Here is a 9,462-nt window from a genome sequence, read left to right as displayed (position 1 = left end):
GCCTGTCGCTGACCTCGGCCGACGGCACCGTCGTCGAACTCACCGACTTCCGCATCGACCCGGGTGAGAGCAAGCTCTACGGCACCGTCACCGCTAACGGTGCCGTCGCCGCCGAGGACGCCTACCTGTTCAACCTCTGGGGTGGCACGCTCAAGCCGATCCAGATGGAAGGCTCCAACGCCGTCCTCGAGGGCACCACCGTCCACATCAGCCCCGACGCCGCGTCGCTGCTGAACCAGACCTTCAAGACCGACGCCGTCCAGGACGAGATGCTCGTCGGCGTCGCGAAGATCACCGCCGCCACGGAGTAACACCCGAGACCGGCTGAACGCCGGCCCGGCTGGTCCCGACCGGATCAGCCTCGAACCCCGTTCCGAACCATGCACCCCGTTTCTTCTGGGTTCATGGTTCGGAACGGGGTTCTTCGCGCTCCGGGGGGAGGCGCGGAAGGCACGAGGCGCGGAGGCGCGGGCCGGCAGGACCGCGCCGTCGGCGCTCAGCGGCCGGCCGCTACTCGGCTTTCTCGGTCTGCCACTTCTCGGGCGCCCGGTCACCGTTCGGCCGGACCGGCCGGACGTCGCCCACGATGGGGATGGCCCGCTTGCGGAGTGCCCAGAGGTAGCGCACGAAGAAGTGCGTCAGGGTCGAGAGCCGGTTGCCGTTCCCGAGCAGGCTCGTGATGTGGACGAACACCCACAGCAGCCAGGCGACCGGGCCGGTCAGCGTGAAGCCGTTGGGCAACTGCACCACGGCGGCGTTCGTGCCCACCGTGGCCATGGTGCCCTTGTCGTGGTACTTGAACGGCACGAGCTTCTTGCCGGCGAGCAGGCGGACGATCTGTTCGCCGATGTGCTCGCCTCCCTGGATCGCCGGCTGGGCGAGCTGAGCGAGGGCGTCGTCGGTGGCGGCGATGTCACCTGCGGCGAAGATGCAGTCGAAGCCCTTGACCGTGAGGTCGTCGTCGACCTGGATGCGTCCGCCGTGGGTCTGCGGCACGCCCCACGAGGCGACCTCGGCGTGGGCCGCGACGCCGGTGGCCCAGATGACGAGCTCGGCCGGGATGAACTCGCCGTCGGCGGCGACGACGCCGTCGGGACGGACCTCTTCGACACCCGTGTCGAGCCGCAGGTCGACGCCGCGCTTGCGCAGCACCTTGGCGGCGTACTTGCGCAGACGGGGGGAGAAGGGCTTGAGCAATTCTCCGCTGCGGTGCACGAGGGTGATCGTGATGCTCGACGCGTCGATCTCGGGGTAGGCGTCCTTCAAGGCCTGGTCGCGCAGTTCGGCCAGCGCGCCGGCCATCTCGACGCCCGTGGCGCCGCCACCGACGATGACGACGCGCACCTCGCCGCTGCCCACCGACGCCGCGGCGTTCTCGAGCTGCGTGAAGAGCTCGTCGCGGATGCGCAGCGCCTGTGACCGGGAGTACATCGAGTAGGCGTACTCGTAGGCGCCCTTGGTGCCGAAGTAGCTGGTGTTGACGCCGTTGGCGAGGACCAGGGCGTCGTAGGCGATCTCCTCACCGTCGCGCAGGGTGATGATGCGCTCGTCGGCGCGGATCGTGGTGAGCAGCCCGTGGCGGAACTCGGCGTTCGACTGCTTGGACCTCAGGCTGCGGAGGAAGTAGGTGACGTCGCCCGCGTTGAGGCCACCGGTGGCGACCTGGTACATGAGCGGCTGGAACATGTTGTAGACGTGGCGGTCGATCAGGGTGATGCGGACGTCGGCGTCTCGCAGGGACCTCATCGCCGCGATGCCGGCGAAGCCGCCGCCGACGATGACGACGTGGGGGCGGGGGTCTGCGGTCATGGGGTTGCTCCTGCGGTGTCGATCGTGTCGTCGGATCGTCGTCGACCCCGGTTGGCCGGACCCTGGCGCCGAGTCCGCCGCGAGTTTACTCGCCTCACGAGACGGATCGTGCACCGGATGCATCGACGAACGACCCGCGAGCGGGGGCCTTCCGGGGCCCGTACACGGATGGTACGATCATCTAACTACTTGGTGATCGAGTTGCTTGCCCGATAAGCGACATGTGTCGTGCAGTCGTCGGGCGGGACCCGAACCCCCGGTCCGAGAGACGAGCGCCGCGCCCGATCCGATCCCTCCCGGAGACCCGATGACCCCCGCCCCCGATGCGCAGACGACCGGCGCGCCCCGTGCCGACACCCGTGCCGACACCCGTTCCGAGCCACGGACCGACGACGTGACGCCCGTGCTCGTCGCGCTGCAACACCTGCAGTCCCGGATCGCCTCCGTCAACGACCGGATGGCCAAGGGCATGGGCGTGGGGGCGACGGACTACCTCGCCCTGGTGCACCTCTCGGTGCACGGCGACACCCCGCCCAAGAAGGTCGGTGAAGCCCTGGGGCTCTCGTCGGGTGCCATGACGGCCCTCGCCGACCGTCTCGAGGCCGCCGGTCTCGTCGTCCGACTCCAGCACCCGACCGACCGCCGCAGCTTCGTCCTGGCGCTCACCGCCGAGGGGTCGAGCGGCGTGGACGAGGCCGGCATCCTCTACGGGCGAGTCGTGCGGGAGGCGCTGTCCGCGTCCCGTCGGCCCGTCGCCGAGGCGGTCTTCCGCGACCTGGGGGACGCCCTCGGGGTCGCGACGCCGTGAGAACGACCGACGCCGCGCCTCCTGGGGGGACGCTGGTGGACGACGCTCCGGCCCTCGCGGCCCGGCGACCCGCTAGGGTCGGCTCGTGAGACTCTCGGTGACCTGGACGGCAGGCGGTGCGCAGCACGGCATGCAGGTGCACGACGACCGTCTCGTCTACGTCCTCCGCGACACCGCCGGCCGCCCCACCACGCACGAGATCCCCGCCGGTTCCCTCGAGACCGTCGACTACTCGACGGTCGCGGATCGGCCGGTCATCACGCTCAACGAGCGAGACGGCACGCAGACGTCGTTCCCGTGCCCCCGCAAGATCGCCCGGGTGCTCTACCCGGCGATCAAGTGGCTGACCGTCTGACGGCGACCGCTACGAGGTGCGCTCGAGGTCGGTGACGTGGGAGCGCCGACGCGTCGCGACCTCGCGCCTCCGCGCCTTGACCGCTCCGCGGAAGCCGACCTCGGCGACGATCGCACCCGCGACCATCAGCGAGAAGCCGGCGAGTCCGGCGGGCAGGCCGAACATCGTGGGGGCGTCCCAGTCGAAGGTGAACGCCAAGACGGCCAGGCCGATCGCCACGAGGGCGAAACCGGCGACCGACAGGCAGACGCGGCGGGCTCTCGGTGCACTCATCCGCTCAGCGTAGGCAACACCTGACGTCCGACGGCGGCGTTCTCAGGGGACGCGGATGCTTCTGCCGCGTAGCCCCCAGCCGGCTCGCCGGGCAGGGGGGTTCACAGGATGCGCGATTGCACTCCCGGCGTGAAAGTGCAATCATCGTCTTCGGCCGCGAGGCCCCGGCGACGTCGCCGATCACGAGAGCGACGAGACCAGGAGGCGCGCGATGGCCACGACCGCCGGCAAGACGGCCCAGCGTCGACTGCGCACCCGCTTCGAGTTGACCGCCGCCGCCCGGCGGTTGACGGCCGAGCACGGACTGGCCGGCTTCACCATCGAGGAGCTCTGCGCCTCGGTCGGCATCTCGCGTCGCACGTTCTTCAACCACTTCGCGTCGAAGGACGACGTCGTCGTCGGCGTCGCGCTCGACGACGACGACGAGGCCCTCGACGGGTACTCGTCCTCGCGACGCGACCCGCGCCTCCCGCCCTTGTCCACCGTCTTCGACGACCTGGGCGCGCTCGTCGTCGAGCGTGTCGAGAACGTCGGCCTCACCCGCGGGCAGGCCGCGCACTTCAAGGCCGCACTCGACCGCGAGCCCCGCCTGTTCGGCGCCATGATGCGGCAGGGCGACGAGCAGCGGCGACGCGTCGTCTCGGCCGTCGCCGCACACGAGGGGCTCGACGTGGGCGATCCCCGCATCGACGTCGCGGTGACCCTGCTCACCGGGCTCGTCCAGCGGGCCTTCGAACGGTTCTTCTCCGCCGAGGGGCGGGACGACGAGCGCTTCGACGCCGTCCTCGCCGACCAGCTCGTGATCGCCCGCGAGCTCCTCGGCGCCGCCGCGCCTCGTGGCCCCGTCTCCCCGCCCGCCCCGACCCACCCTGCCGACCACGACCGAAAGGCGCTGTGACCCAGCCATGACGACCACCACCGCAGCGAAGGCCGACGCGCCCTTCCTCTTGACGAAGAGACGCATCTGGATCATCTTCGGCGCCCTCATCTCGGGCATGCTGCTGTCGAGCCTCGACCAGACGATCGTGTCGACGGCCATGCCGACGATCGTCGGCGAGCTCGGCGGCGTCGAGCACCAGGCCTGGATCACCACGGCGTACCTGCTCGCCACGACCATCGTCATGCCGATCTACGGCAAGTTCGGCGACGTCCTGGGTCGTCGCAACCTCTTCCTCGTCGCGATCGCGATCTTCACCCTCGCGAGCATCGGCTGCGCCTTCGCCACCGACTTCTGGATGTTCGTGGTGTTCCGCGCGATCCAGGGCCTCGGCGGCGGCGGTCTGATGATCCTGTCGCAGGCGATCATCGCCGACATCGTGCCGGCCTCCGAGCGCGGCAAGTACCTCGGCCCGCTCGGCGCGGTCTTCGGCCTGTCGGCCATCGGGGGGCCGCTGCTCGGCGGCTTCTTCGTCGACCACCTCACCTGGCAGTGGGCGTTCTACATCAACATCCCCGTCGGCATCGCGGCGTTCGCCATCACCTGGGCCGCCCTGACGCTGCCGAGCAAGAAGGCCACCAAGCGCATCGACGTGCTCGGCGTGGTGCTGCTGTCGGCGGCGACCACCTGCCTGATCTTCTTCACCGAGTTCGGCGGTCAGGACGACCACGGCTGGGGTGCGCCCGAGACCTGGCTCTGGGGCGCCGGCGTCGTGATCGCGGCGTCGCTGTTCGTGCTCGTCGAGTCGCGCGCGGACGACCCGATCATCCCTCTGTCGTTCTTCCGCAACAAGGTGTTCGTGCTCGCCACCGCCGTCGGCTTCGTGCTCGGCATCGGCATGTTCTCGGCCATCGCGTTCGTGCCGACCTTCCTGCAGATGTCGTCGGGCGCCTCGGCCGCGGTCTCGGGCCTGTTGCTGCTGCCCATGATGGTCGGCCTGATCGGCACCTCGATCCTGTCGGGCAACCTGATCACGAAGACCGGCAAGTACAAGGTCTTCCCGGTCGTCGGCACGATCCTGACCGGCATCGCCATGGCCCTGTTCACGACCCTGACCGCCGACACCCCGCTCTGGCTGATCTGCGTGTTCCTCTTCCTCTTCGGCGCGGGCCTCGGTCTGATCATGCAGGTCGTCGTGCTCGTGGTGCAGAACTCGGTCGACGCCCAGAACGTGGGTACGGCGACCAGCACGAACAACTACTTCCGCGAGGTGGGCGCCGCGCTCGGCGTCGCGATCTTCGGCGCGTTGTTCACGAGCCGGCTCACCTCGAACCTGACGGACGTGTTCACGGGTGCCGGGGCCTCGGCGGGCGACGCCTCACAGGCCACGGCCACGCTCGACCCCGCGACGCTGAACCAGCTGCCCGAACAGATCCGCCGCCTGGTCGTCGAGGCCTACGCCGACTCGCTGGCACCGGTCTTCGCCTACCTCATCCCGTTCATCGCGGTGGCGTTCGTGCTCTCGCTCTTCCTGCCGCAGATCAAGCTCTCCGACGTGGCCGGCATGGTGTCCCGCGGCGAAGCGCTGTCGGGCGACGAGGCCGAGCAGCTCGAGGCGGCCGAGCGCGCCGCGCAGGGGCGTGGCACGGGGCGTGCCGCGAAGCGCGGTGCGGGGACGGCGTCGGAGGCCGCGACCGCCGGTGCGGTGGCGACCGGGGCTCCGGTCGCACCGCTCGACGGGGTCGACGAGCGGGCCGACGCCGACCGCCCGTAGTCGGTCGGATCGCGCGGGCGCCGGGTCAGACGGCGGCGGGGCCCTGGGCGGGCAGGGTCGCGGCCGCGGTCGAGGTGCGGGCGGGGGCGGACGCGAGTCGCGCCTCCTGGGCGGTGTCCCAGACGACGCCGTCGACGTCGTCCTCGCGCAGGCGGGTGGGGGTGCTGTGGGTGCTCATGGGTGTCTCCTCGGGCGGGCCCGTCGGGTCGGACGCGTCAGACGATGGTGCGGCACGGTGGGGTCGTGCCGCGGCCCCCAGTTCGTGGGCTGTGATCGATCACCGTAGCGGATGCGCGCGGGGCGTCGGGACCGGTGTCGGGGGACCGGCGCCGCGCCTCCTCGTCCACGGTCCCTAGGATCGTGCGCATGAGCACGCGAGGTGAGGGCCGATGATCCACGACGTCGCGCTGGTGGGGCACGGCGTGCGGCTCGAACCGCTCGGGGTCGAGGACGCGGCCGCTCTCTGGCCGCTGACCGACGACGGGCTGTGGGCGGGCATGGTGACGTCGCGTCCGGCGAGCGTCGCGGCCTACGCGGAGCACGTGGAGGCGCAGGTCGCGAACCCGACGACCCTCGCGTTCACGGTGCGCGGCGAGGCCGACGGCGAGGTGCGGGGCACGACGACGTTGTACGACCTCGCGGTGGCGCAGGGGCGGGTCGAGATCGGCAGCACCTGGTACGGCCGCGCCTTCTGGGGAGGACGGACGAACCCCGCCACCAAGCTGCTGCTGCTCACGCACGCGTTCGACACCCTCGGGCTCAACCGGGTCGCGCTGCGATGCGACGCCCGCAACCTGCGGAGCGCTGCGGCGATCCGCCGGCTGGGGGCCGTGCCCGAGGGCGTGCTCCGGTCGCACCGCATCGCCGCCGACGGCACCGTGGGCGACACGGCCTACTTCTCGATCGTGCGCGGCGAGTGGCCCGACGTGCGCTCCGGTCTGGAGGCGCGGCTCGCCTGAGCGGGCGCGGCGCGAGTCCGTCGGGGACGTCAGTCGCGGGCGGCCGGCGAGGCGACGCGGAGCGCCTCGAAGAGCTCGTCGGCGACGAGGTGCGCCTCGTTCGACATCAGCGTGATCGGGGCGCCGCCCTCGACGTCGACCATCACCCAGCGGCCACCGCGGCGGCGCCGACGTTCGTCGACCGGAGTGACACGGACGTCGTGCAGGGCGGTGGCGGGCCACTCCTCGCCCGTCACCCCACGGAGGCGCGAGATGGGGTCGGGCAGGTAGCGCAACCGCGTCGTCGACAGGGCGAAGCGACCGGGGTGGGCCGCGCCTCCTGTCGGCAGGACCCGGTCGGCGAAGGTGCCCCAGAGGAGGCGCTCGCCGAGTTCCACGGGGAGTCGTCGCCAGGACGTGATCGCGAAGACGCGCCGGACCTGGCCGACCAGGGCGACGACGTACACGACGATGAGGGCCACCATGACGTACCAGAGGCCGTCGGGGCCGTCGGTCGTGAAGCGCCAGGACGACTGGGCGACGAAGAGCACGGTCAGCAGCGCGCCCCAGCCGAGCGTCCACCACTGGCCGCCCCGCAGCTTCTGCTCCGAGCGGCTCCGGGGCGGGTCGGGAACGGCCTTGTCCATGAGGGATTGTCTACACCAGGGGGAGTGGCGGGCCCACCTCGGTGCCTCCGGAGCCGCCGCCCGGTACCGTGACCGCATGTCCGACGAGACCTGGGTCGTGTTCGACGACGAGCCGAAGCAGCGGGTGCTGGTGCGGGCGATGCGGGTCTTCCTGCCGGCGATCGTGATCTTCGGGACGGCCGGAGCCTTCTTCTCTCGAGGCGGCGAGTCGCTGGTCGATCTGTTCGGCCCGATCGCCGTGCCGATCTCGTTCGTGTTCTGGGCGACCGCCGCCGCGATCGGGTGGAACGTCGTGCTGTGGCTGAATGCCCCCTTCGCCATCGACCTCGAGGGGCGTCGACTGCGCATCCGCCATCGCGTCGTGCCGTTCGACGAGGTCGAGCGGGCCGAACTCGTGGGGCTGAGCGACGGCGACCGGGCCGGCCTGTTGCTCAAGATCGGCCGACGTCGTGGGCCGACGGCGTCCGTGCTGCTCAGGGAGCGGTCGACGCCCGCGCTCGACGACGCCCGACGTGACCTGCTGATCGAGGTGATCCGCGCCTCCTCGATCGCCCGCCCGGTGAGCCCGCACGACCCCACCGGGACGTTCGGGCGGTTCAACTTCCCGGGGACGCTGGACAAGGCCGGGGCCGAGCAGGTCGTCCGCGACCCGCCCGCAGCGGGCGAGCCCGCGCCCTGAGGCTCCGGCGCCCTGGCGCACGTCTGCACGTGCGCACGTCCGCACGACCTACCCGCCAAGAAGTGAACAGCCCGCCACGAGATGTCGTGGCGGGCTGTGTACTTCGTGGCCGCGTGACGGCCGCGGATCAGTCGGGTCGGGCTCAGCGGCGGCGCAGGCGCAAGCGCCCGGCGACGAGGGCACCCGCACCGGCGAGGACCGCACCGAGGGCCCAGGTCAGCGCGCCCGCGGGCTCCGACCCGGTGTAGGCGAGCGACGTCGCGCGGGCGGGCGTCGCGGCGGCGACGGGACGCACCGGCAGTGCGGCCGGGGCGACCGTGCCCGGGTTCGTCGCGGCGGGGACGGTGACGGCCGGGGCGACCGAGAACACGACCGTGTTCGAGAAGTCGCTGAACGTCGTCTGGTCGGCATCGAAGGTGAGGGCATCGGCCGCGAAGTCGCCCGCGGGCAGGACGAACCGCGCCGAGAACCGGCCCGTCGCGTCGACGGGGACGACGGTCACGGCTCCGCCGGTCGTCTCGTAGGGCACGGGGTCGACGTCGACGAGGACGGGCTCGACCTCGTCGGCCGCGGCGGCGAACTGCGTCGGTTCGTCGTCGATCGGAGCGTCCTCGGCGTCGTAGAGCTCGACGAGGGCGTAGCCACCGGGGACGGCGTTCTCGCCGCTCACCGTCACGACGCCCGCGGTCGCGTCGACCGGGGGCTCGAGGTGGGGGGCCGCGGCGAACGGCGTCACGTCGAAGTCGGCCGAGGCCGTCAGCTCATGGGCGTCCGAGAAGGTGACCGTGACGACACCCCCGACGGGGAAGTCCGCGGGGATGCTCACGAAGGTGCTCGCGCTGCCGTCGTCGAGGCCGTAGACCAGGAACCGGGGGACGGAGGCCCAGTCGGCGTCGCTCGGCACGCCGTCACCGGTGACGGTGACGGTGACCGGGTCCGCCGGGGTGAAGCCCACGGCGCGGACCGTGAGGACGGTACCGGGGTGTGCCTCGAAGTCGTCGCCGAAGACGACCGGCTCCGAAGCGATCGGGGCCTCGTCCGCAGGAGCCACCTCGGCCGGAGCGGCGGTCTCCACCGGCGCGGCGTCGGCCGGCGCCGGGTCGTCGACGGGTGCGTCGGTGTCGACGGGGGCCGTCTCGGACCCGGAGGCGCTGGTCGCGTCCTGGTCGGAGGGGACGCTCGCGTCGGTGCCGGTCGACGGGACGGAGGCATCCGTCGTGGCCGGCGTCACCGCGGCCTCCGTGGGCGCGACGGTCGGGGTCGCGCCCGAGCCGGTCGTGGCGCCGACCTCCACGGGGTCGC

General features: G+C 71.7%; 10 protein-coding genes and 2 pseudogenes. 7 read left to right on the top strand and 5 right to left on the bottom strand.

The window, feature by feature from the left end; all coding sequences use genetic code 11:
* Positions 1-311, top strand: a pseudogene (locus SZ60_RS17520) (hypothetical protein); the annotation flags it as partial.
* Between the two features lie 199 nt (positions 312-510).
* Here the strand turns inward: SZ60_RS17520 and SZ60_RS12135 are convergent.
* Positions 511-1,809, bottom strand: a complete 1,299-nt coding sequence (locus SZ60_RS12135) for an NAD(P)/FAD-dependent oxidoreductase (protein WP_043596286.1) — start codon at positions 1,807-1,809, stop codon at positions 511-513.
* A 307-nt stretch (positions 1,810-2,116) separates the two neighbouring features.
* On the opposite strand from SZ60_RS12135, the gene SZ60_RS16600 reads away from it, so the two are divergent.
* Entirely contained in the window at positions 2,117-2,617 is a 501-nt protein-coding gene (locus SZ60_RS16600) for a MarR family winged helix-turn-helix transcriptional regulator (RefSeq protein WP_052505370.1), read from the top strand.
* An 85-nt stretch (positions 2,618-2,702) separates the two neighbouring features.
* Complete coding sequence (locus SZ60_RS12125) at positions 2,703-2,972, top strand: hypothetical protein (RefSeq protein WP_137848061.1); 270 nt, start codon at positions 2,703-2,705, stop codon at positions 2,970-2,972.
* 9 nt (positions 2,973-2,981) lie between these two features.
* Here the strand turns inward: SZ60_RS12125 and SZ60_RS12120 are convergent, their stop codons facing one another.
* Positions 2,982-3,245 (bottom strand): hypothetical protein, encoded by a 264-nt coding sequence (locus SZ60_RS12120; RefSeq protein WP_043596283.1) that lies wholly within the window; start codon positions 3,243-3,245, stop codon positions 2,982-2,984.
* Between the two features lie 211 nt (positions 3,246-3,456).
* Between SZ60_RS12120 and SZ60_RS12115 the strand changes: the two genes are divergently transcribed.
* Together SZ60_RS12115 and SZ60_RS12110 are read left to right on the top strand one after the other, a co-directional pair.
* Positions 3,457-4,143 (top strand): TetR/AcrR family transcriptional regulator, encoded by a 687-nt coding sequence (locus tag SZ60_RS12115; protein ID WP_052505369.1) that lies wholly within the window; start codon positions 3,457-3,459, stop codon positions 4,141-4,143.
* Between the two features lie 7 nt (positions 4,144-4,150).
* Positions 4,151-5,896, top strand: coding sequence for an MDR family MFS transporter (locus SZ60_RS12110; RefSeq protein WP_052505368.1), 1,746 nt, complete (start codon positions 4,151-4,153; stop codon positions 5,894-5,896).
* A 25-nt stretch (positions 5,897-5,921) separates the two neighbouring features.
* Here SZ60_RS12110 and SZ60_RS17280 read toward each other — a convergent pair whose 3' ends face one another.
* A complete protein-coding gene (locus SZ60_RS17280) occupies positions 5,922-6,074 on the bottom strand; it encodes a hypothetical protein (RefSeq protein WP_156155597.1) in 153 nt (50 codons plus the stop codon).
* A 211-nt stretch (positions 6,075-6,285) separates the two neighbouring features.
* Between SZ60_RS17280 and SZ60_RS12105 the strand changes: the two genes are divergently transcribed.
* On the top strand, positions 6,286-6,855 hold the full coding sequence (locus SZ60_RS12105; protein ID WP_043596281.1) for a GNAT family N-acetyltransferase: 570 nt from the start codon (positions 6,286-6,288) through the stop codon (positions 6,853-6,855).
* A 29-nt stretch (positions 6,856-6,884) separates the two neighbouring features.
* On the opposite strand, the gene SZ60_RS12100 is transcribed toward SZ60_RS12105, so the two are convergent.
* Positions 6,885-7,481 carry a hypothetical protein gene (locus tag SZ60_RS12100; RefSeq protein WP_043596280.1) on the bottom strand — a complete coding sequence of 199 codons (597 nt, stop codon included), beginning with the start codon at positions 7,479-7,481 and terminating at the stop codon, positions 6,885-6,887.
* Between the two features lie 76 nt (positions 7,482-7,557).
* Between SZ60_RS12100 and SZ60_RS12095 the strand changes: the two genes are divergently transcribed.
* A complete protein-coding gene (locus SZ60_RS12095) occupies positions 7,558-8,160 on the top strand; it encodes a hypothetical protein (RefSeq protein ID WP_043596278.1) in 603 nt (200 codons plus the stop codon).
* 142 nt (positions 8,161-8,302) lie between these two features.
* Here SZ60_RS12095 and SZ60_RS17515 read toward each other — a convergent pair.
* Positions 8,303-9,462, bottom strand: a pseudogene (locus SZ60_RS17515) (hypothetical protein); the annotation flags it as partial.

It is taken from the genome of Frigoribacterium sp. MEB024, assembly GCF_000878135.1.
Taxonomy (GTDB): domain Bacteria; phylum Actinomycetota; class Actinomycetes; order Actinomycetales; family Microbacteriaceae; genus Frigoribacterium.
The sequence above is the reverse complement of the archived record's forward strand: the minus strand, read 5'-3'. Positions and strand labels throughout refer to the sequence as shown.

Bases quoted from the DNA above. Each gene is read 5' to 3' on its own strand.
- SZ60_RS12135 (WP_043596286.1), bottom strand. From the start codon at position 1,809: ATGACCGCAGACCCCCGCCCCCACGTCGTCATCGTCGGCGGCGGCTTC.
- SZ60_RS16600 (WP_052505370.1), top strand. From the start codon at position 2,117: ATGACCCCCGCCCCCGATGCGCAGACGACCGGCGCGCCCCGTGCCGAC.
- SZ60_RS12120 (WP_043596283.1), bottom strand. From the start codon at position 3,245: ATGAGTGCACCGAGAGCCCGCCGCGTCTGCCTGTCGGTCGCCGGTTTC.
- SZ60_RS12115 (WP_052505369.1), top strand. From the start codon at position 3,457: ATGGCCACGACCGCCGGCAAGACGGCCCAGCGTCGACTGCGCACCCGC.
- SZ60_RS12110 (WP_052505368.1), top strand. From the start codon at position 4,151: ATGACGACCACCACCGCAGCGAAGGCCGACGCGCCCTTCCTCTTGACG.
- SZ60_RS17280 (WP_156155597.1), bottom strand. From the start codon at position 6,074: ATGAGCACCCACAGCACCCCCACCCGCCTGCGCGAGGACGACGTCGAC.
- SZ60_RS12105 (WP_043596281.1), top strand. From the start codon at position 6,286: ATGATCCACGACGTCGCGCTGGTGGGGCACGGCGTGCGGCTCGAACCG.
- SZ60_RS12100 (WP_043596280.1), bottom strand. From the start codon at position 7,481: ATGGACAAGGCCGTTCCCGACCCGCCCCGGAGCCGCTCGGAGCAGAAG.
- SZ60_RS12095 (WP_043596278.1), top strand. From the start codon at position 7,558: ATGTCCGACGAGACCTGGGTCGTGTTCGACGACGAGCCGAAGCAGCGG.